The following is a 21,487-nucleotide window of genomic DNA, read 5'->3' on the forward strand; positions in this document are numbered from 1 at the left end:
AAGTTCCTCAAGGAATTCGATGCCCGCAACCGTACGGAAGGCCAGGCTTTCTGGCTGACGGTGTCCAAGCCCCTTTAATCATCCCCCACTCGGGTTGGAGGCAGCCATGTCGGACAACTTGAACCAGAACGAGCCCGTTGATTCGTTGCGCCGCCGCTTGCTGGCGGGCGCTGCGGCATCCACCTTGCTGCCATGGGCTGCACCTGCGAATGCGGCTGCGGAACTGGAAGGGGTGGAGCTGGCCGAAACGGTCACGGCCTACGGGCACAAGCTGGTGCTCAATGGTGCTGCGGTGCGCAAGCGTGGCTATTTCAAGGCTGATGTCACGGCCTTGTATTTGCCTGAGAAGCGCACCACGCCGGATGCCATCTACAAGCTCGATGGCGTGCGTCGCATTCAGTTGAACATCCTGCGCGAGTTCACCTCATCGACCATCACGCGTATCTTCCTGTCTGACTTCAAGCAGTCGGCCACTGACGACGAGTTCAAGAAGCTGATCGGGCCCATCGGGCAGATAGGCGCGGCTTACTCGAACGTCAAGCGCGTCTCCAAGGGCGATGTGGTCAATCTGGACTGGGTGCCAGGGCAGGGCTGGATGGCTACGCACAATGGCAAGGCCTTGACGGGTGACGGCGGTGGCGTCATGGCCATCAAGGACGAGCTGGCCTACCAGATCTACCTGCGCATGTACATCGGTCAGGCTGCACCTGAAGAATTGCGCAACGGTCTTTTGGGCCTGACGCGTTTGCCCAAGGCGGGCAGCCGGGATTCGGATACCTGATCCGTTTGGGGCCCTGATCGAGCCCGGCCAGGTCAGGCCTTGCTGGGGTAATGCGCTTCCAGCATGGGTGGCAGTGGGGCATCGATCAGCCCTGCGGCCAGCCTGAGGGCATCGGCCGTCTGGTCGGAGAGCACGCCCTGCGCGCTGTTGTTGACGGCCTCTTCCACCCAGGCTTTGAGCAACAGCGGCCGCATCATCCACGACAGTTCCTGGACGCCAGCCAGCGCATGCATCAATGCGTCCGCATCGGGCGATGAGCCGGGGCTGACATCAGTGGGTCTGCCGCATCGGCTCATCACGCCCTTGAACCAGGCCAGGCCGGCGGGTGCGAGGCCTTTGCCTGTTTCATCGATGGGGATGAAGCGCGCCAGATAGGTGGTCAGCGCCGTGACATGTTGCATCTGATCCAGGCTCATGTCTTGCAAGTCATGTCCCTGGCCCGTCGTGGGGCGCATATAGGCCTGGCGGTTTTGGCGCTCGCTGAGGCGGTGTCTCAATGCCAGCCACCACAGGCGTTCGCGCGGGCTGACCTTGCCATCTGCTCTCAACAAGTCTCTGGCACTTTCGACCAAAGCCCTGCGTTGCTCGATGGGGTCGTTGGCGATGCTGGCGGTGAGTCGCTCAAACTCCAGTATGTGTCTGTTCGCGGCCAGGGCGGCCACGTCGTCCAGGATGCGCTGAGCCTCATGGATGCCCTCGGCCATGTGATGCCACAGTGCGCATTCCCGCTCGTTGTGGATGTTCATCATCAAGGCCAGCGTGATCATGCGGCGTTCAGTCGGGCCTACGAGGTTGTTCAGGCGGATGAGCGCTTCGCGGCTGCGGGCTTCGCGCATCTGCCTGGCCTGCGCAGCGCTCAAAACGGGATCGGTCGGCACTGTGTTGGCAGCCAGCGCGAGCCCGCCAGTGGGCAGCATCCGGGGTTCGACCACATCCATGCGCACGAGTGGTGCAGGCATGGGAGGCAATATCGTGCCGCAGACGCGCCGGATGCGCTCGGACAGGCGTGGGTGGCTGGACAGGCAGCCGGCGGCGCCAGGTTCATTCATCAGCAGGTAGGACACCATGCCGGCTGCGGGATGGCGCATGTGGCCTGCCAGTACTTGCTGGTCATGCCACAGCTTGCGCAGGACGTTACCCAAGCCATCTCTTGATCGTGTGAACTGCACGGCCGATGCGTCGGCCAGGAATTCGCGCTGACGGGATACGGCGGCTTGCAGCATCTTGCCGGCCATCCATCCCAGCCAGCCGGTGATGGAGAACACGAGGCCGATCAGCCATGACAGTGGGCCGACATGGCCTTTCTCGTCTGGCGCCATCAGGGTGCGGCCATAGCCATGAATCAGCGACAGGCCCCAGACCAGTGACAGCACGCGCATGGCCAGTGGCAGGTCGTCTTCCTTGATGTGGCCGAATTCGTGCGCGACCAGGCCTTGCAGTTCGGCGCGTGTGAGGCGATCCAGCGCGCCGCGCGTCACGCACAGCACGAGATCGTCCGGCCCCCAGCCAGCCACGAAGGCATTGATGGCGTCTTCCTTGTGCAGCACATAGACGCGCGGTACGGGTTGGCCGCTGGCCAATGCCATCTCATCGACCACATTGAGCAGGCGGCGCTCGGTGGCGTCATCCGGGTCACGAACCTCTCTGCCGCCCAGCCAGTGCGCCACGCGGGGGCCGCCGCCATCGCGCAGGCGCTGAGCTTCGACGAAGCAGCCGCCCAGCACGAAGAGCATCACCAGGCCGGTGTTGGTCTCGAAGAACAGGGCCGGGAAGCCGACGCTGAAGGGTAGGATCAGTTTGTAGAGCAGAGCCTGCAGCAGGTTCACGGTGACCGTGAGGGCAAGCAACAGCAAGGCAAACAGCCCGATGAGACGGGCTGTGCGGATATGGGCGGCGCGCTGATGTTGTCGAAACTGCATGACAAGCCAGGCGAGAGATCAGAAGCTGACCTTGACGGGGTTGCGTTCCGCCTCGGATGTGGTGGCTTGCAGCATGGCTGCAGTCTGAAAGCTGAACAGACCGGCCACGACGTTGGTGGGGAACTGTTGAGCAGCGTTGTTGTAGTCCAGAGAGGCGTCGTTGAACAACTGGCGTGAGAAGGCGACCTTGTTTTCGGTGTGGGTCAGCTCTTCGCTGAGGTCTTTCAGGCGTTGATCGGCCTTGAGTTCGGGGTAGGACTCCAGCACGGCATTGAAGCGGCCCATGGCGTTGGCCAGCACGCCTTCGGCCATGCCCAGGCTCATGATGGGGCCGGACTGGTTGGGCTTGGACTTGACCAGATCGGTGGCGGCGATCACTTGCGCGCGGGCGGCGGTCACGCGCTCCAGCGTTTCGCGCTCATGCTCCATGTACTTGCGGGCCACTTCGATCAGATTGGGGATCAGGTCATGGCGGCGCTTGAGTTGCACGTCGATCTGGGCAAAGGCGTTGCCGATCTCATTGCGCAGGCGCACCAAGCGGTTGTAGGCGCCCACGGCCCAGAAGAGCAGCAGCGCGCCGATGATCAGAATGAGGATGCTGGGTGTGGTCAAGATGCGGTCCCTGGCTTGCCGGTTCGAGCCGGTCGAATCGCGTGAACTTTACAGGCATTCTGCATATCAGGCCTGGCGTTTGAATGATTCGAAGCCTTCCTGGCGAAGCTGGCAGGCCGGGCAGGTGCCGCAACCGTAGCCCCAGGCATGGCGATGCTGGCGATCGCCCAGGTAGCAGGTGTGCGTGTGCTCGATGATCAGGTCGTTGAGGGTGTCGCCACCCAGGTCGTGGCTCAACTGCCAGGTCTGGGCCTTGGTCAGCCACATCAAGGGGGTCTCGATGGTCATGGGGCTGTCCAGGCCCAGGCTGATCGCCACCTGCAAGGCCTTGAGCGTGTTGTCGCGGCAGTCCGGGTAGCCGGAGTAATCAGTTTCGCACATGCCGCCGATCAACACCGAGGCGCCGCGTCGGTAGGCCAGGGCTGCGGCGAAGTTCAGGAACAGCAGGTTGCGGCCGGGCACGAAAGTGTTGGGCAGGCCATTGGCCTGCATCTCGATGGCGCGCGATTCAGTCAGCGCCGTGTCGGAGATCTGGCCCAGCAAGCCCAGGTCCAGCATGTGGTCATCGCCCAGGCGAGGTGCCCATTGCGGGAAGGTCCGGGTCATTTCCGCGCGCACCTGTTGGCGGCAGTCCAGTTCCACGCGATGGCGTTGCCCGTAATCGAAGCCGATGGTTTCAACGTGGCTGTAGCGCGCCAAGGCCCAGGCCAGGCAGGCGGTTGAATCCTGCCCGCCGGAAAACACGACGAGGGCAGTACGTGGATCAAGGGCGTGGGTAGGACTGGTCACGGTAAATTTCGAGATGTGAAGTGAAGGGCTGGGGCGCGCCATATGGCTTTTCGAGCATAGCTTATGCCTGCCAAAAGGCCCCGAATGTGGCCCCGGATACGCGGGGGCGGTCGGCACGGGGCCCGGATATGGGTGAGAATATAGGGTTTTCGTCAGGCAACCCAAGGCTACACGCCGGGGCGCATCTCCCCCCAGGACTCACACAACATGGCCGCGTTTAACCAAGAGACCGTCACCCACGTCCATCACTGGAACGACACGCTGTTCAGCTTCAAGACCACCCGTGATCCGGGGCTGCGCTTTGCCAGCGGTCACTTCGTGATGATTGGCCTGGAAGTGGACGGCAAGCCCCTGATGCGTGCCTACTCGGTCGCCAGCGCCAATTACGAAGAGCATCTGGAGTTCCTGAGCATCAAGGTGCAAAACGGCCCCCTGACTTCGCGCCTGCAACATTTGAAGGTCGGCGACAAGGTTCTGGTCAGTCGCAAGGCCGTGGGTACCCTGGTGGTGGACGACCTCAAGCCCGCCCCCAACCTCTATCTGTTCGGTACCGGTACCGGTTTGGCACCGTTCATGAGCATCATCCAGGATCCCTACACCTACGAGAAGTTCGACAAGGTGGTGCTGGTCCACGGCGTGCGCACCGTGAGCGAGTTGGCCTATCACGACTACATCACGCAGGATCTGCCCGACCACGAACTGCTGGGCGAGCTGATCCGCGAAAAGCTGCTGTACTACCCGCTGGTCACCCGCGAGCCTTTCCGCAATCAGGGCCGCCTGACCGACCTGATCGTCAACGGCAAGATGGCCGCTGATCTGGGCATGCAGCCGCTCAACCCCCATACCGATCGCGCCATGATGTGCGGAAGCCCCTCCATGCTGACCGACCTGTGCAAGATCCTGGATGAACGTGGTTTCAAGATCTCGCCCTCGCAAGGCGAAGCGGGTGACTACGTGATCGAACGCGCTTTCGTCGAGAAATAAGCGCGGTACTGATCCAGCCTGATTCACGGGGTGTTCCACACGGGGCACCCCGTTTGTCCATGTGATGGCGCCCATGTTGTTCGGCGCCAAGGGAGTCTGTGCTCATGAATGACCGGGTTCTGATTCGTGTGGAAGGCGCCGTGGCGCATGTGGTGCTCAACCGCGCCGACAAGCACAACGGCATGGACTTCCCCATGCTGGACGCCATGCTGGCCGCGCAAAAGAAGATGCGGCGCAACCGCCAGGTGCGCGCCATCATCCTGAGCGGCGATGGCCCGTCGTTTTGCTCCGGCCTGGATTTCAAGACGGCAATGAGCCAGCCCGTACGCACTTTGCTGCGTGCCACGCAATTGCTCTGGCCTTTTGCCAACCAGTTCCAGCGCTGGAGCGTGGGCTGGCGCAAGGTGGGCGTGCCCGTGATCGCGGTCATGCATGGCAACTGCTTTGGCGCCGGGCTGCAACTGGCCCTGGGGGCCGACATCCGCATCTGCAAGCCGGATGCGAAGCTATCCTTGCTGGAAGCCAAGTGGGGCCTGGTGCCCGACATGGGCGGCATCGCCTTGCTGCGTGAGCTGGTGCCCATCGACGTGGCCAAGGAACTGACCTTCACCGGCCGCGTGATCTCGGGGCAGGAGGCGCAGGCCCTGGGGCTGGTCACACATCTGAGTGACGATCCGATGGCCCACGCGCAGCAATTGGCTACTGAGATCGCCACCCGTTCACCTGACAGTGTGGCGGCAGGCAAGTTTTTGCTGCAGCAGGCCTGGCTGGCTTGCGACTACCTGGCATTGCGCGCCGAGCGCCTTTGGCAGCGCCGGGTGATGGGGCGCGCCAACCAACGTATTTCCCTGGCACGAGAACAAGCCAGAAGCAAGGCCGGTGTGGACGGCACGCCTCAGTTGAAACCTTTCAAATCTCGCCAGTTGTAAGCGCGGCACGAACCGCGTTCGGGTTTGCGCGGAATTGGTGGACACTTGCGGGCGTTGAGGAGACATAACAATATGCGCAGCAACGACAAGCAATATGGCAGATTGAACTGGCTGGTCTCCTGGGGGACGCCGGCTGTGGCCCTCGTCGCCTACCTGGCTTTCTGGCCGACCCCTGCAGATCCAGTTGCCTGGCATCCGCCCAAGGATGCCGGTTACACGGGTGCGCATGCACCCAACGAGAAGCTGGCTGATCTGCAGCAGTTGTCCCTGGCCAGTGGTCAGGAGGGGCCTGAGTTCATCGTGGCCAATGGCGGCGTGCTCTATACCGGCCTGAGCAACGGTGACGTTTTGAAGATCAACACGGACGGCCAGCAGCCCGAGATCGTGGTCAACACAGGCGGGCGCCCGCTGGGCCTGGATGTGGATGGCCAAGGCCGCCTGTTGGTGGCCGATGCCATGAAGGGCTTGTTGCGTGTGTCCGGGCGTGGTGCTGATGCCAAGGTCGAGACCTTGTTGGACAAGGTGCAACACCCAGTAGCGGATGACCGCGTGCGTTATGCCGATGCGGTCAAAGTTGGCCCTGGCGGCATCATCTGGCTGACGGATGCCTCGCGCCGTTTTGGCGCCAAGGAGTGGGGCAGCACCTTCGAAGCCAGCGTGCTGGACGTGCTGGAGCACAGTTGTAGCGGTCGCGTGATTGCGCAGGATCCCAACACCTTGGTGGCCCGCGTGGCCATCTCGGGCATGTGCTTTCCCAATGGCATCGAGTTCTCGCGCGATGGCAAGACCATGTACGTCTCCGAGACCGGCACCTACCGGATCCTGGCTGTGGACCTGGCCAAGCTGTCCCTGGTGCGCACGGCTGCGGGTGACAACGGTGTACCGACTCTGGATCAAGCCATGAAGGCGGGCGCGGCCCGCGTGTTCGTGGACAACCTGCCGGGCTTCCCAGACAACCTCACGCGCAGTTCATCCAATCGCCTGTGGGTGGGCTTGACCAAGCCTCGCAGCCCCGTGATCGATGCGGTGGCGGCCTATCCCTTCATGCGCCAGCTCACCTTGCGTCTGCCGCGTTTCCTGTGGCCGGTGCCCAAGGCCTATGGCCATGTGATTGCGTATGACGAGCGCGGTACCGTGGTCGATGACCTGCAGGATTCCTCGGGTGCGTATCCGGAAACCACGGCGGCCACGGAGGCCGATGGCAAGCTGTTCATCCAGAGCCTTAACGCCCATTCGATCGGCTGGCTACCCTATGTGGGGCCACAAGTGCCTCGCGCAGAGGTGGAGTCCTACCTGGAAGGTGCGCCGCCGAAGTGATGGGGTGAGGCGCGTGTCGTCTGCGATGGCTGACGCTGTGTTCAGCGCAGCCAGGCGTCCCAGCCGGTCTTGAGGATCAGCGCACCCACCACGATCAGGAAGGCGCCCCGCACGAAGCCTGCGCCATGGCGCAAGGCCAGGCGCGTGCCGACCGCGCTTCCCGCCACGTTGGCCACAGCCATGGGCAGTGACAGCGCCCACACCACATGCCCGTGCGGGATGAACCAGGCCAGCGCCGCCACATTGGTGGCGAAGTTCAAGCGCTTGGCGCCCGCGCTGGCGTGCAGGAAATCCCAGCCCAGCACGCGCACCAGCGCGAACACAAAGAAGCTGCCCGTGCCGGGGCCAAAGATGCCGTCATAGAAACCAATGCCTGCACCGATGCCGGTGGCCAGCAGGGTTTCGGTTTGAGGCGACCAATGCGGGGCGTGATGACGCCCCATGTCCTTGCGCCACAAGGTATAGAGCCACACGGCGGTCAAGACGATGGGCAGCGCCGCACGAAAGCGCGAGGCCGGCACCAGTGTGGCCAGCCACGCCCCGATCAGGCCGCCCACCATGGCCGCCACGATGGCGCCCATCAGCCGCGAAGAGGGCAGGGTGACCTTTTTGGCGTATTGCCATGCGGCCCAGCCTGTGCCCCAGATGGACGCAGCCTTGTTCGTGCCCAGCAGCGTGGCCGGTACGGCTTGCGGGAACAGGCCGAACAGCGAGGGCACGATGATCAGCCCGCCGCCGCCCACGATGGCATCGACCAGGCCAGCACTGGCGGAGGCGATCAGCATCAGGCCGATGTTGAGCGGGTTGAGGTCAAGCACGTGCGGTAGCGATGCATCAAGTCAAGAAAAAGCCCGGCGTGAAACCGGGCTTGTATCGGGGCCAGCAAGCCTGGGAGTGACGGCGCTTCAGCTGCGCACTTCGCCCTGGCCCAGCACGACGAACTTCATCGACGTCAGGCCTTCCAGGCCGACCGGGCCGCGCGCATGGAACTTGTCCGTGCTGATGCCGATTTCGGCGCCCAGGCCATACTCGAAGCCATCGGCAAAACGCGTGGAGGCATTGATCATCACGCTGGCTGAGTCCACTTCGCGGATGAAGCGCATCGCGTTGGGGTGGTTGGTTGTGAGGATCGAGTCCGTATGGTGCGAGCCGTATTGGTTGATGTGGGCGATGACCTCGTCGAGCGAGTCCACCACCTTCACGGCGATCACGGGGGCGAGGTATTCCTCGTACCAGTCCTGCTCGGTGGCATCGACCACCTTGGCGCCTGGCACGTCAGCCAGGATGGCCTTGGCGCGCGGGCAGGCACGCATCTCGACGTCCTTGGTTGCGAACACGGCGCCGATGCGGGGCAGGAAGGCCGCCGCCTGGTTCACATGCACCAGCAGCGATTCGGTGGCGTTGCAGGGGCTGTACTTCTGCGTTTTGGCGTTATCCGTGACTTTGACGGCCAGATCCAGATCGACTTCGCTGTCGACATAGGTGTGGCAGTTGCCGTCCAGGTGCTTGATCACGGGCACGCGCGCTTCTTTGCTGATGCGCTCGATCAGGCCCTTGCCACCGCGCGGGATGATCACGTCCACGTACTGGGGCATGGTGATCATCTGGCCCACGGCGGCGCGGTCGGTGGTCTGCACCAGTTGCACGCCGTCAGCAGGTAGGCCAGCTTGCGTCAGCGCGGCTTGCACCAGTTTCCACAGGGCCAGGTTGGAGTGGATGGCTTCGGAACCACCACGTAGCACGCAGGCGTTGCCGCTCTTGATGGCCAGCGAGGCGGCTTCAATCGTGACGTTGGGGCGCGATTCGTAGATCATGCCGAACACGCCGATGGGCACGCGCATCTGGCCCACGCTGATGCCCGTGGGGCGGCGGCGCATATTGGTGATCTCGCCGACGGGGTCGGGCAGGGCCGCGACCTGCTCGCAGCTTTCGGCCATGGTCTCGATGACCTTGTCCGTCAGGCGCAGGCGATCGACCATGGGGGCGGCCAGGCCGTTTTTCTCGGCGGCGACGATGTCGGCCTCGTTGCGGGCCTTGAGCTCACCGGCATGGGCGCGGATCTGGCCGGCCAGCGCCAACAGGGCGTTGTTCTTGGCGGCCGTCGGGGCGGCTGCCATGACGGCGGCAGCCACGCGGGCGGCCTGGCCCACGGCGTTCATGTACTGTTCGACCGACTGGTTGGCGGTCACGTCGGCGGAAGATGAAGATGTCGCGGTGTTCATAAGGCAAGATTGTCTCAAACTCCGCCCCTCATGCACCAGATCATCCATATTCACCCTGAAGCGCCGCCCAAACCGGCGCAAGGCGCGCCCTGCAATGGCTGCGGGGTGTGCTGCCTGGCCGAGCCTTGCCCGGTGGGGGTGATCGTCAGCCGGCGGCGGCATGGCGCGTGTGAGGCGCTGGTCTGGTCGGATGAGGCCGGGTGTTACCGATGTGGCTTGTTGGTGGTGGAGGCTGCGGGCGATATGGCCTGGTGGCGGCGTTGGCCCAGGGCGCTGTGGCTGCGCTGGGCGCGCCGGATGATCTCGGCAGGCAGTGGTTGTGATGCGAGTCTGGAAGTGGCCAGCACGCGTGCTGCGTCATCCGAGGACTGAAACAGCGCCTGTTCCGCCCACGTTCTCGGCATTTGGCCGTTCAGCCGTTTTCATAGCATGAAGGCATCCCCAATCGGAGCCTCATCATGCGCAAGAAGCTGCTGCAAAACACCCTGTTCGCCGCCCTGGCTGCGCTGGCTTTGTACATGGCCCAGAAGCAGGCTGTGCCCGAAATGGCCGAGGCAGACAATCTGTCCGTCGTCTACGTGGCGCTGCGCTGAGCCGGCATGCTGCTGTCTTGATGCGGTACGGCGCGTTGGCGCTGGCGGCTGACCTGCCGCCTGAGATGGCGCCAATCAGCGCCAGCCAAACATCATCGACCGTGCAATCAGTTTTTTGACCGGGCTGAAGCGGCCAACCGCACCCAGCCCCAGCCCCCGCAAGGTGGCCAACGCTGGCGCAGGCAGGGTAAAACTGCGCGCCAGGAAATCGGTGGTGGCCAGCAAGGCCCAGCGGTCCGGCTGGCGCCGACGCTGAAACTGCCTCAACGCCCGTTCCACCTTCATCTGCCTGGTGGGCGCGTCATCCTCGACAGCCCATACCGTGCGCTTGAGCGCTTCCAGCAGCTCGTGCACATCCCGCATCCCCAGATTGAAACCTTGGCCCGCCACGGGGTGCAAGGTCTGCGCCGCATTGCCGATGCGCACGATGGCGCGCTCGTTGACCAGTTGGCGGTGAGCGTTGAGGCCGAGCGGGAAATCCTTCAGGGCTGACAGTTGTTTGATGCGGCCCACAGCCGGATGGAAGATGGTGTTGAGCAGCGTGAGGCGTTGTGCATCGTTGAGCGAACGCACGGGGTCATCACCCTGTTGCACGCACCAGACCAGCGCGGCGCGCTTGCCGCTCGGGCCGCCTGGGCTCACGGGGCCGGGGGGCAAGGGCAGCAGAGCGGCGGGGCCGGATGTGGTGAAGCGCTCGAACGCCATGCCGGGTTCGCCATCGTCTTCCAGCTGCACCTGGCCGACCCAGGCGGTTTGCTGGTAATCGTGGCTCACGCCTTGGGGCCAGCTCAGTTTGGCCTGATCGGCGAACACGCCGCCCTCGGCCACAACCACCAGATCGAATGATTCGGCGATGTCGGCATCCACTTCGATGCCGCTGTCCAGGCCTTTGAGGCCGCGAACCGGGGTGCCAAAGCGCATGGCGCAGCGGTGTTCGGCGGCATCAACGGCGGCCAGCCAGGCTTGCTGCAAGGGGGCAACCAGCGTGCCGTAGCTGACAACCGCGCCCAGTTGCGGCACGCCTTGCTCGCGTGCCGAGATGCGCACTTCGGGTTGCTGCTCGCCCGGCCACAGCACGGTGGGTTGCTGTTGCGAGACATGCACTTGCAGGATGGGGGCGCTGCGGCCCGTGGCCTCGATGGCATCCCAGATGCCCATGCGCTGGAGCTCCTGCACGGTGCCTTGCGACAGCGCCAGGGTGCGGGCGTCGCCGGCGATGTCCTTGTCGGCCGGTCGCGCGTCAAACACGGTCACGTGCGCCTGGGGCAGGGCCTGGGCGGCTTGCAGTGCCAGACTGAGGCCGGCCGGGCCTGCGCCGATGACGGCCAGTTTGAGGGTGTGAGCGGGGGGCGCCTGGTGGGAAATGGGCGTGTTCATGGGTCTATTGTCCGCCGCTTTGAACCCTGTTTCGGCAACGGAATCGTGCCGAGTGCGGGGCAGGCGCCGTCTGCTTCCTATAATCTCCGTTCAGTGCACCGTGTTCGCCCGCATCAGCGGGTTACTTTAGTCTGCTTATAGCGTGACCTCCATCTCCGCCCCCCAAGCCAGTTATCGCATCCTCTCTGCCCCTGAAATGGTAGAGGTCGATCAGGTTATCCACCGCCGACTGGCGTCCGAGGTGGCCCTTGTCAATCAGATTTCGCATTACATCGTCAACGCTGGCGGCAAGCGCCTGCGCCCGATGCTGCTGGTGCTGATCGCCCGCGCGCTGGGTTGCACCAACCCGCAGCGTTTCGAGCTGGCGGCCATCGTGGAGTTCATCCACACGGCCACGCTGCTGCACGATGACGTGGTGGACGAGTCCGACCTGCGTCGCGGCCGCAAGACATCCAACGCCATGTTCGGCAATGCGCCCAGCATCCTGGTGGGTGACTTCCTGTATTCGCGCGCCTTCCAGATGATGGTTTCCGTTCAACGCATGCGCGTGATGGAGCTGCTGGCTGAAGCCACGAACGTGATCGCCGAAGGTGAAGTGCTGCAGTTGATGAACATGCACGACCCCGACATCACGGTGGACGACTACCTGCTCGTGGTCGAGTACAAGACGGCGCGCCTGTTCGAAGCCACGGCCCGCCTGGCCGCCATCGTGTCGGACGCCCCGCAAGACATCGAAGACGCCTGTGGCGCCTATGCGCGTGCCCTGGGCACGGCCTTCCAACTGATCGACGACCTGCTGGACTACGACGGCTCCACCGAAGAGCTCGGCAAGACCGTGGGCGATGACCTGCGTGAAGGCAAGCCTACCTTCCCCGTGCTGGTGGCCATGTCGCGTGGCACGCCCGAGCAGCGCGAGATGATCCGCAACGCCATCTTCAACGGCGAAGTCGAGCGCATGCACGACATCGTGGAAGTGGTGCGCGCCACTGGTGCACTGGACGCCACGCGCGAAGCCGCGCACGTTCAGGCAGAGCGCGCCAAGGCCGCTTTGGCCAAGCTCCCCGAGTCTGAATTCCGGGATGCTTTGCTACAATTGGCCTTCGATTCGATCAACCGGCACGCTTGATTTCGGCCCGTTGAAATCGGTCAGATCGGGGTGTAGCTTAGCCTGGTAGAGCGCTACGTTCGGGACGTAGAGGCCGGAGGTTCGAATCCTCTCACCCCGACCAGGTATCCCGCGGATCATGTCTCTTTGATCCGATATCCCACTCCAGCCCATGAACCTGGCCATCTGCAATCTGGCAGTTGGCTTTGGTGCGTCATCTCGGCGCATGCACCATAAGGCGTCATCAGGTCACCGTATACGCTGGCACGGAACTGGCTTATACACAAGCAGGAGGCGCCTGATTCGGTGTCTTGATGGTCGCTAGGGTTCCGACAGCGTGCGCTGCATGGCTGTGTCTGGTCCGAGAGCAACCGGCCTGTCGCGCTTCTCGAAGTGCGTTGGCTCCACGGCGGGACAAAAGCCCGGGAGGTTCACTTCGAATGAGGTGGTCTCCTGCTTTGTCCTTTTACCTGGAGCCGTCAATGATATTTTCTCTGCGTCAAGTCGTCACGCGCGCAACGTCTGCCGTTGTTGGAGGAACCCTGGCCTTAGGCGCCATGCTGGCTTCAGGGGCCGCACATGCCGAAGTCAAAGTAGGTGTGTCTGACTGGCCGGGCTGGGTGGCCTGGTACGTGGCCGAGCAGAAGGGCTTCTTCAGGAAGCACGGTGCTGACGTCAAGCTGGTCTGGTTTGCCAATTACACCGATTCGATTTCGGCGCTGTCTGCCGGGCAACTGGATGCGAACTCCCAGGCCTGGTCCGACACCATGGGCCCCTTGGCCAAGGGCGTGCCCGTGAAGGCCATCCTGGTCAATGACAACTCGGCTGGTAACGATGCCGTGGTGGTCAGCCCCAAGATCAAGTCTTTTGCCGATCTCAAGGGCAAGTCGGTGGCGCTGGAGCAGTTCAGCGTGTCGCACTTCATCCTGGTCAACGCCTTGGCCAAGAACGGCTTGAAGCAGTCTGACGTCAAGATCGTCAACTTGGCAGCTGGCGACGCAGCAGCCGCCTTCATGAGCGGCCGTGTGGATGCGGCCGCGCTGTGGAACCCCTGGATCCATCAGATTGAAGCCAGCGGCAAGGGACGTGCGCTGTTCACGTCCAAGGAGTTGCCAGGCCTGGTGCCTGACTTGTTGGTGGCGCACGAGAAGGCCATCAAGGGCAAGCGCAAGGAACTGGTCGGCATGATCAAGGCTTGGTTCGATACCGTGGCCTTCATCCAGGCCAAGCCCGATGAAGCCTCGGCCATCATGAGCAAGGTGGTGAGCCTCAAGCCTGATGAGTACAAGGTGCTTCTGCCTGGCACGCGCTTTTTCGATGCCAAGCTCAATCAGGAAGCACTGGGTGATGCCAGCAAGCCTCTGTCTTTGCTGGGTGTGTCTCCCACGGTGCTCAAGTTCCTGAATGAGAACAAGCTCATCGATGGCAAGCCGGATCCGGCCAAGGGCATCGACGCCAGCCTGCTGGCCGAGGCACTCAAGTAAGTCATCGACACTGCAGGAGGCCCGCATGGCTGTCACTGAACCTCGTCCTTCACCCGCACCCGTTCTCTGGCAGGTGCGCGCAGGGATACCGCGTCAGCTGTACTGGCTGCTGGCCTTCTTGGGCCTGGTCGTGCCTTTGACGCTGTGGTGGATGGGCAGTCTGTCGGGCACGGACAGTGTCTTTCTGCCGTCCCCGGCGAAGGTGTGGGCGCGCACCCTGACCTGGTGGACGGAAGACGCGCTGCTCAATGACATCACCATCAGCATCGGGCGTGTGGTGGCAGGCTTTCTGGTGTCGGCCATGATCGCCTTGCCGCTGGGCTTGTTGATCGGCAGCTTCAAAGCCGTGCAAGGCCTGCTGGAGCCGCTCACCGAGTTCATTCGCTACATGCCGGCTGTGGCCTTCATTCCCTTGGTCATGCTGTGGGTGGGCATCGATGAGTCTTCCAAGGTCGCCATCATCTTCATCGGTACTTTCTTTCAGATGATGCTGCTGGTGGCGGAAGACGTGCGGCGCGTGCCCATGGCGCAGATCGAAGCGGCACAGACCATGGGCGCCAACCGGCGCGAGCTGGTCGAGAAGGTCATCCTGCCTTCGGCCAAGCCGGCCTTGCTGGACACCATGCGCGTGTGCATGGGCAGTGCCTGGACCTATCTGGTGGTGGCTGAACTGGTGGCCGCCAACTCCGGGCTGGGGCATGCCATCCTCAAGGCGCAGCGCTTTCTTCAGACCGACAAGATCTTCGCGGGCATCCTCATCATCGGCCTGATTGGTTTGTTGACGGACCAGGCCTTTCGATTGGTGCACCGCAAGCTCTATCCATGGGCTCATCTGAAAGGCTGACACATGTCGCAAGTCCATTCCATCGCGCCCAAGATCGATGTCCGGCACGTCTACAAGCGTTATGAGTCTGCCAGTGTGGATGCGCTGCAGGACGTCAATCTGCAGATCAGGGCCAATGAGTTCATCACCTTCGTGGGGGCATCTGGTTGCGGCAAGTCGACCTTGTTGCGCACCATTGGTGGGCTGGAGCGCCACACGGGGGGCGAGCTGTTCGTCAATGGGCAAGCCATAGCGGGCCCCGGGCCTGATCGTGGCATGGTGTTCCAGCACTACAGCCTGTATCCGTGGATGTCTGTGCGCGAGAACATCAAGTTCTGCCGGCAACTGGCAGCGCACACACGTGATCGCAGCAGTGGTGATGTGGAGGTGGCTTCGGGCCGGGCGGATGCCTTGCTGCGCCTGGTGGGCTTGGGGCATGCGGCAGACGCGTGGCCCAACCAACTGTCAGGCGGCATGCAGCAGCGTGTGGCCATTGCGCGCGCACTGATGTCTCGGCCTGAGATCCTGTTGATGGACGAGCCGTTTGGTGCTCTGGATGCGCAGACACGTGAAGTCATGCACGACCTCATCCTGCATGTCCACCGCCTTGAAAAATCCACCATCGTGTTCGTGACGCACGATGTGGAGGAGGCCATCTATCTGGGGCAGCGCATCGTGCTGATGGCGCCGCGCCCAGGGCGCATCGACACCATCTACGACACACCCTTGCCTGCACAGCGCACGCAGGACATGAAGCACGCGCCGGAGTTCCTGGCGCTCAAACGACAGATTCTGGCTCGCATCCGCGAGACCTCGGGGATGGCGACTGATCACGATCTGCTGGATCAGTTGTCACGCACCGCGACAGCCTGAACTTTCATTTTCTTCACGCACCGAGCAAACACCTTGGCCCACCGTTTGGTGGGCCTGTTGGAGAACGCATGTCTGAACATACCGAACACCAGCTCGACAACCCACCAGCGACTCAGCCGGTGGATGCGCACCCACACTGGCAGCGCTTTTCGCCGGAGCTACCCGCAGACCGAGTGGTCTTCAGCGAGGTGGTGCCGGGTGGCGGGCACTGGAGCTGGCGCCTGAGCCGTGGCATGGCGCTGCGCTACGTGGCCCTGGATGCCAGCGCCAATTGCTCGGTGGTGCTCTATGCCGCGCAGGACAAGCTCGAACGCTACAACATGCCAGACAGCCTCAAGGCGCAGCACACGGCCCACTACGAGCGAGGCCACGTGCTGATGAGCGACATGGGGCGCGCGATGGCCTCCATCACCGAAGACAACCTGGGCTGGCACGACCCCTTTGGTGGCCTGCTCGATGCGCGTCGCATGGCGGCCAAGTATGGTGGCAAGCGCTTCGAGGCTGCCCGCAACGGGATGTACCGCAGCGGCAAGGAGGGCCTGCTGATCGAGATCGGCAAGCATGGACTGGGTGCGCGTGACCTCATCGCGCCGGTCAACCTGTTCAGCAAGGTCAGCGTGGATGAGGCAGGGCGCTTCCAGTTTCACGAAGGCCATTGCCCTGCTGGTTCGATGGTGGAGTTGCGCCTGGACATGGATGTGATCGTGGCCATCAGCACAGCCCCTCATCCGCTGGACCCTCGCCCTGCTTATGCGCCAGCCAAGGTGGGCATCACGGCCTGGCGCAAAGGCCCGGCACCCGCAGACGACTTCTGCCGCCACTTCCGCCCCGAGTGCGCGCGCGCCCACCACAACAGCGATGTGCTGGCCTTGTGCTGATGATCAGGAAGGACGCCCCCATGACCGATACCATCTCGACGCTCCACGAAAGCGCGCTGGATCCGGCTACCGCCACGCTGCGCCATCGTCAACCTGCTGGCGAGCCCTGGCTCACCGAGATCAAGCAGGGCCAGACCATGCGCATCCTCGACCTGGAAGGCAACCAGGCGGTGGACATCATCTTCTACAACCGTCACGACGTGGCCGAGCACTACAGCGCCAGCGACACCTTGCTGGAGCAAGGCAGCATCTACCTGAGCACGGGCTCGGTGCTGTTGAGCAACGAAGGCCGCCCCATGCTGACCATCGTGGCCGATACCTGCGGCCGCCACGACACGCTGGGTGGCGCCTGCGCGGCCGAAAGCAACACCGTGCGCTACGCCTTGCAAAAGAAGTTCATGCATTCGTGCCGTGACAACTACCTGCTGGCCATCGCTCAGGTGGACGCGGGCCTGAGCAAGCGCGACCTGGTGCCCAACATCAACTTCTTCATGAACGTGCCTGTCACGCCAGAAGGCGGGCTGACCTTTGCCGATGGGGTGTCTGCGCCTGGCAAGTACGTGGAGCTGCGCGCCGAGATGGACCTGTGGATGCTGGTGTCCAACTGCCCACAGCTCAACAACCCTTGCAACGCCTACAACCCCACGCCGGTCGAATTCATCATCTGGGACGGAGCCTGAAGCCATGTTCACCAAGGTCCTGATCGCCAACCGCGGTGCCATTGCCTGCCGCATCATCCGCACGCTCAAGAAGCTGGGCGTGACCAGTGTGGCCGTGTACTCCGAGGCCGATGTGGCTTCACGCCATGTGCGAGAAGCCGATGAGGCTTACTGCATCGGCCCGGCACTCGCGGCCGAGAGCTACCTGAGGCAGGACACCATCCTGGCGATTGCCAAACAGTGCGGTGCCCAGGCCATCCATCCCGGCTATGGCTTCCTGTCTGAGAATGCCGGCTTTGCGCAAGCTTGTGAGGACGCAGGCATCGCCTTCATCGGCCCGGCGCCCAGTCACATGCAGGCCTTTGGCCTCAAGCACACCGCCCGCGAACTGGCCGAAGCCTGCAAGGTGCCGCTGCTGCCCGGCTCGGGCCTGTTGAACGATGCCGCGCACGCGATGCAAGAGGCCGCGCGCATCGGTTATCCGGTGATGCTCAAAAGCACGGCGGGCGGCGGTGGCATCGGCATGCGCCTGGTACGCAACGATGCCGAGTTGACCGAGGCTTTTGGCGCCGTGCAACGCCTGGCCAGTGCGAACTTCAAGGATGCCGGCCTGTTCCTGGAAAAGTTCGTTGAACAAGCCCGGCACATCGAGGTGCAGGTGTTCGGTGATGGCCAAGGCCATGTGATCGCCCTGGGCGAGCGTGACTGCTCGGCCCAGCGCCGCAACCAGAAGGTGGTGGAAGAAACCCCTGCGCCCGGTTTGACGGACGCGCAGCGACATGAGTTGCACGCCACGGCCGTGAAGCTGGCTCAACAGGTCAGCTACCGCAACGCGGGCACGGTGGAGTTTGTCTACGACGCCGATACCGGTGCCTTTTACTTCCTGGAGGTGAACACCCGCCTGCAGGTGGAGCACGGCGTGACGGAGCAGGTCAGCGGTGTCGATCTGGTGGCCTGGATGGTGCAACTGGCCGCAGGCGATCTGCCTCCGCTGCACACCCTGCAGCCCACGTTGAGCGGCGCGTCCATCCAGGTGCGCCTGTACGCTGAAGACCCGGCGCGCAACTTTCAGCCCAGCACGGGCGTGCTCACCGAGGTGCGCTGGCCAGAAGGGACGCAAGCCGGCCCCGGCCATCCGCTGCGTGTGGACACCTGGGTTGAGCGCGGCACCGAGGTCAGCGCGTATTACGACCCCATGCTGGCCAAGCTCATCGTCACCGCGCCCACGCGAGAGCAGGCGCTGGTCCAGTTGCAACAGGCATTGGCCGACACCCGCATCGCCGGCATCGAGACCAACCTGGCCTACCTGCGCCAGATCCTGGCTGAGCCCACCTTCCAGCAAGGCCGCCAGACCACACGCTTTCTGGGCACGCTGACGCACACACCTCAAGCCTTCGAAGTGCTGGATGGCGGTGTGCAGACCACCGTGCAGGATTGGCCCGCCCGCCTGGGTCACTGGGACGTGGGTGTGCCACCCTCCGGCCCGATGGACGCTTACGGCCACCGTGTGGCCAACGCCCTGGTCGGCAATGCGCCCGATGCCGCCGCGCTGGAATGCACCATGGCCGGCCCCACGCTGCGCTTTCACACAGCGGCCGTGGTGGCCATCACGGGTGCTCCTGCGCCGGTCACGCTCAATGGCCAGGCCGTGCCCATGTGGCAGGCCATCGCCGTACCTGCCGGCGGCGTGCTGGCCGTGGGCCGGCTGTCGGACACCGGCTGCCGCCTGGCGATCGCCGTGGGCGGCGGCATCGACGTGCCGCTGTACCTGGGTAGCCGCAGCACCTTCACGCTGGGCCAGTTCGGTGGCCACGCCGGCCGCACCCTGCGTGTGGGCGACATGGTTCACCTGATGGACCCGCAAGTGGCAGTAAGTAAAGGCCTGGCTGGCCGTTGCACGCCGCCTGCGCTGCAGCCTGCCATCGGCCACAACTGGGACATAGGGGTGCTCTACGGCCCGCATGGCGCACCCGACTTCTTCACGTCAGATGACGTGACCATGTTCTTCGCCACCGACTGGCAGGTGCACTACAACTCCAGCCGTACCGGCGTGCGCCTGATTGGTCCCAAGCCTCAATGGGCGCGCCATGATGGCGGCGAGGCCGGCCTGCACCCGTCCAACATCCACGACAACGCCTACGCCATCGGCGCCATCGACTTCACGGGTGACATGCCCGTCATCCTGGGCCCGGATGGCCCGAGTCTGGGCGGCTTCGTTTGCCCGGCTGTGGTGGTCGATGCAGAGCTGTGGAAGCTTGGCCAATTGCGCCCCGGCGACACGGTGCGCTTCAATCGCCTGAGCCTGGATCAGGCCGCACAGCGCAGCGCGCAGATCGAGGCTGCCATCGCTTCCTTGTGCGCGCCCACTGCGGCTGACACCTCGTTGCCCGCCGCGCCGCAAGACGATGCCAAGGCTTGCCCCAGCCCCATTGTCCTGAGCGATCCCGCCCGTGATGATGTCCCTGCCATGGTCATTCGCCAGGCGGGTGACCGGTACGTGTTGGTTGAATTCGGCCCATTGATGCTGGACATCGAGCTGCGCCTGCGTGTGCATGTGTTGATGACCGCATTGCAGGCGCGTCAGGCGCGGGGCGAACTGCCAGGCCTGATTGATCTCACGCCGGGCATCCGTTCATTGCAGGTGCATTTCAACCCGGCTGTGCTGTCTCGCGCCGAGTTGCTGCGCATCCTGCAGGAGGAAGAGACTCAACTGCCAGCCGTGGACGACATGGCCGTACCCAGCCGCATCGTTCACTTGCCTTTGGCATGGAACGATTCGCAAACCCGTCTGGCCATCGAGAAGTACATGCAATCGGTGCGACCCGATGCGCCATGGTGCCCCAGCAACATCGAGTTCATCCGACGCATCAACGACCTCGACAGTGCAGAGGCGGTGCAGCAACTCTTCTTTGACACGCGCTACCTGGTCATGGGTCTGGGCGATGTGTACCTTGGCGCGCCCGTGGCCACGCCGCTGGACCCACGCCAGCGCCTCGTCACCACGAAGTACAACCCCGCTCGAACCTGGACGCCCGAAAATGCCGTGGGCATTGGCGGCGCCTACCTGTGCGTCTATGGCATGGAAGGCCCTGGCGGCTATCAGTTTGTGGGTCGGACCGTGCAGATGTGGAACCGCTGGCGTCACGGTGATGGCGCTTCACCCGAGTTCACTCAGCCGTGGCTGCTGCGCTTTTTTGATCAGCTCCATTTCTATCCCGTCAGTGAAGACGAACTGATGCGTCTGCGGCAGGACTTCCCATTGGGCCGCGCCAGCCTGCGCATTGAAGACACCACTTTCAGCCTCAAGGATTACCGCGCCTTCCTGGCGCGCGAGGCCGACAGCATCGCCGCTTTCAAACGCCGGCAGCAGGCGGCTTTCGAGGCTGAGCGCGAGCGTTGGCGCGCAGCGGGCCAGGCCGAGTACGTCAGCGACGACAGCACCCAACCCGCAGCCGATCACGAAGATGATCTGCCGGAGGGCGCGCAAGCGGTGGCCAGTGCCGTACAGGGCAGCGTCTGGCAGGTCCTGGTCAAGGAGGGCGATGTCGTTGAGGCCGGTCAGGCATTGGTGGTGGTCGAATCCATGAAGATGGAGTTCCCCATCTGTGCGCCGAGATCAGGCGTCGTCTGGCGCGTGGCCTGCAAGGCGGGTGGTGCCGTGCAGGCCGGGCAGACAGTGGCCGTGCTGCAATGAGGTTTCCGGGGACTTTCGGGAGAGATCCCTGAGTCTTGCTGCGCATGCGTGATGGCAGAATGACTCGTTGTCCGATGAAGTACCAAGGCTGGTGGCAGTATGAGCAAGATCGCGGTTTATCAGATCTATTACGATCAGGCGACCAAGGCGCAGGTACAGCCGAATTTCATCCCCTTGGACAACACGGCCAATGAGCGGCCTGATTGGTACGAGTTCTGGGTCATCCTGAAGTTCTTGCGAGAAAACGAACTCAAGGATGACACCTGGTATGCCTTCCTGTCGCCCAAGTTCACCTTCAAGACGGGCTTTGACTCCAGGCTGGTACTGCAGGTTTTGAACGACCATGCGCGCCATGCCAGCGTGGTGCTGCTGTCGCCATTCTGGGATCAGATCTTTTACTTCAAGAATCCTTGGGAGCAAGGCGAGATGGTGCATCCCGGCATCACGG

General features: G+C 63.3%; 19 protein-coding genes, 1 tRNA gene, 1 pseudogene and 1 riboswitch. Of the genes and pseudogenes, 15 read left to right on the top strand and 6 right to left on the bottom strand.

From position 1 onward, the window contains the following. The first annotated feature begins 106 nt into the window (after nucleotides 1-106). Nucleotides 107-781, top strand: coding sequence for a chalcone isomerase family protein (locus EPO09_RS19940; RefSeq protein ID WP_290645944.1), 675 nt, complete (start codon nucleotides 107-109; stop codon nucleotides 779-781). A 32-nt stretch (nucleotides 782-813) separates the two neighbouring features. Here the strand turns inward: EPO09_RS19940 and EPO09_RS19945 are convergent, their stop codons facing one another. The 3 genes from EPO09_RS19945 to queC all read right to left on the bottom strand — a co-directional run bounded on the left by EPO09_RS19945 (nucleotide 814) and on the right by queC (nucleotide 4,101). Continuing rightward, on the bottom strand, nucleotides 814-2,700 hold the full coding sequence (locus EPO09_RS19945) for a M48 family metalloprotease (RefSeq protein WP_290645946.1): 1,887 nt from the start codon (nucleotides 2,698-2,700) through the stop codon (nucleotides 814-816). A gap of 18 nt (nucleotides 2,701-2,718) precedes the next feature. Continuing rightward, nucleotides 2,719-3,312, bottom strand: a complete 594-nt coding sequence (locus EPO09_RS19950; RefSeq protein WP_290645948.1) for a LemA family protein — start codon at nucleotides 3,310-3,312, stop codon at nucleotides 2,719-2,721. Nucleotides 3,313-3,378: 66 nt separating this feature from the next. Further along, nucleotides 3,379-4,101 (bottom strand): 7-cyano-7-deazaguanine synthase QueC, encoded by a 723-nt coding sequence (gene queC, locus EPO09_RS19955; RefSeq protein WP_290645950.1) that lies wholly within the window; start codon nucleotides 4,099-4,101, stop codon nucleotides 3,379-3,381. A 207-nt stretch (nucleotides 4,102-4,308) separates the two neighbouring features. Here queC and EPO09_RS19960 point away from each other — a divergent pair, with 207 nt between their 5' ends. From EPO09_RS19960 to EPO09_RS19970, 3 genes are all read left to right on the top strand, one after another. Continuing rightward, nucleotides 4,309-5,085 carry a ferredoxin--NADP reductase gene (locus EPO09_RS19960; protein ID WP_290645952.1) on the top strand — a complete coding sequence of 259 codons (777 nt, stop codon included), beginning with the start codon at nucleotides 4,309-4,311 and terminating at the stop codon, nucleotides 5,083-5,085. Between the two features lie 104 nt (nucleotides 5,086-5,189). Continuing rightward, entirely contained in the window at nucleotides 5,190-6,014 is an 825-nt protein-coding gene (locus tag EPO09_RS19965; protein ID WP_290645953.1) for a crotonase/enoyl-CoA hydratase family protein, read from the top strand. A 72-nt stretch (nucleotides 6,015-6,086) separates the two neighbouring features. Then, nucleotides 6,087-7,331: an SMP-30/gluconolactonase/LRE family protein gene (locus tag EPO09_RS19970; protein WP_290645954.1), complete on the top strand. Its 1,245-nt coding sequence runs from the start codon at nucleotides 6,087-6,089 to the stop codon at nucleotides 7,329-7,331. A gap of 41 nt (nucleotides 7,332-7,372) precedes the next feature. On the opposite strand, the gene EPO09_RS19975 is transcribed toward EPO09_RS19970, so the two are convergent. Beyond that, nucleotides 7,373-8,116, bottom strand: a complete 744-nt coding sequence (locus EPO09_RS19975) for a TSUP family transporter (protein WP_290645976.1) — start codon at nucleotides 8,114-8,116, stop codon at nucleotides 7,373-7,375. A 120-nt stretch (nucleotides 8,117-8,236) separates the two neighbouring features. Further along, the gene (locus tag EPO09_RS19980) at nucleotides 8,237-9,553 is read right to left on the bottom strand and encodes a glutamate-5-semialdehyde dehydrogenase (protein ID WP_290645956.1); all 1,317 of its coding nucleotides are present in this window, start codon (nucleotides 9,551-9,553) and stop codon (nucleotides 8,237-8,239) included. Nucleotides 9,554-9,583: 30 nt separating this feature from the next. Here EPO09_RS19980 and EPO09_RS19985 point away from each other — a divergent pair, with 30 nt between their 5' ends. Further along, entirely contained in the window at nucleotides 9,584-9,925 is a 342-nt protein-coding gene (locus EPO09_RS19985) for a hypothetical protein (protein WP_290645958.1), read from the top strand. Between the two features lie 86 nt (nucleotides 9,926-10,011). Then, the gene (locus EPO09_RS19990; protein ID WP_290645960.1) at nucleotides 10,012-10,146 is read left to right on the top strand and encodes a hypothetical protein; all 135 of its coding nucleotides are present in this window, start codon (nucleotides 10,012-10,014) and stop codon (nucleotides 10,144-10,146) included. 75 nt (nucleotides 10,147-10,221) lie between these two features. Here EPO09_RS19990 and EPO09_RS19995 read toward each other — a convergent pair whose 3' ends face one another. Further along, nucleotides 10,222-11,523, bottom strand: a complete 1,302-nt coding sequence (locus tag EPO09_RS19995; protein ID WP_290645962.1) for an FAD-dependent monooxygenase — start codon at nucleotides 11,521-11,523, stop codon at nucleotides 10,222-10,224. A gap of 196 nt (nucleotides 11,524-11,719) precedes the next feature. Between EPO09_RS19995 and EPO09_RS20000 the strand changes: the two genes are divergently transcribed. The 9 genes and pseudogenes from EPO09_RS20000 to EPO09_RS20040 all read left to right on the top strand — a co-directional run. Further along, on the top strand, nucleotides 11,720-12,649 hold the full coding sequence (locus EPO09_RS20000) for a polyprenyl synthetase family protein (protein WP_290645978.1): 930 nt from the start codon (nucleotides 11,720-11,722) through the stop codon (nucleotides 12,647-12,649). A 26-nt stretch (nucleotides 12,650-12,675) separates the two neighbouring features. After that, nucleotides 12,676-12,752, top strand: a tRNA-Pro gene (locus EPO09_RS20005). 186 nt (nucleotides 12,753-12,938) lie between these two features. Then, nucleotides 12,939-13,059: riboswitch (guanidine-I (ykkC/yxkD leader) on the top strand. Between the two features lie 51 nt (nucleotides 13,060-13,110). After that, nucleotides 13,111-14,112, top strand: coding sequence for an ABC transporter substrate-binding protein (locus EPO09_RS20010; RefSeq protein ID WP_290645964.1), 1,002 nt, complete (start codon nucleotides 13,111-13,113; stop codon nucleotides 14,110-14,112). 25 nt (nucleotides 14,113-14,137) lie between these two features. After that, nucleotides 14,138-14,956, top strand: a complete 819-nt coding sequence (locus EPO09_RS20015) for an ABC transporter permease (protein ID WP_290645966.1) — start codon at nucleotides 14,138-14,140, stop codon at nucleotides 14,954-14,956. A gap of 3 nt (nucleotides 14,957-14,959) precedes the next feature. Then, nucleotides 14,960-15,808, top strand: a complete 849-nt coding sequence (locus EPO09_RS20020; RefSeq protein WP_290645968.1) for an ABC transporter ATP-binding protein — start codon at nucleotides 14,960-14,962, stop codon at nucleotides 15,806-15,808. A gap of 68 nt (nucleotides 15,809-15,876) precedes the next feature. After that, on the top strand, nucleotides 15,877-16,686 hold the full coding sequence (locus tag EPO09_RS20025) for an urea amidolyase associated protein UAAP1 (RefSeq protein WP_290645970.1): 810 nt from the start codon (nucleotides 15,877-15,879) through the stop codon (nucleotides 16,684-16,686). A gap of 20 nt (nucleotides 16,687-16,706) precedes the next feature. Beyond that, on the top strand, nucleotides 16,707-17,366 hold the full coding sequence (locus EPO09_RS20030; RefSeq protein ID WP_290645972.1) for an urea amidolyase associated protein UAAP2: 660 nt from the start codon (nucleotides 16,707-16,709) through the stop codon (nucleotides 17,364-17,366). Between the two features lie 4 nt (nucleotides 17,367-17,370). Then, the gene (uca, locus tag EPO09_RS20035; RefSeq protein ID WP_290645974.1) at nucleotides 17,371-21,039 is read left to right on the top strand and encodes an urea carboxylase; all 3,669 of its coding nucleotides are present in this window, start codon (nucleotides 17,371-17,373) and stop codon (nucleotides 21,037-21,039) included. A 99-nt stretch (nucleotides 21,040-21,138) separates the two neighbouring features. After that, nucleotides 21,139-21,487 (top strand): annotated as a pseudogene (locus EPO09_RS20040) (hypothetical protein); the annotation flags it as partial.

Origin of the sequence: Aquabacterium sp., from assembly GCF_004297345.1 — a bacterium.
Taxonomy (GTDB): domain Bacteria; phylum Pseudomonadota; class Gammaproteobacteria; order Burkholderiales; family Burkholderiaceae_C; genus Aquabacterium.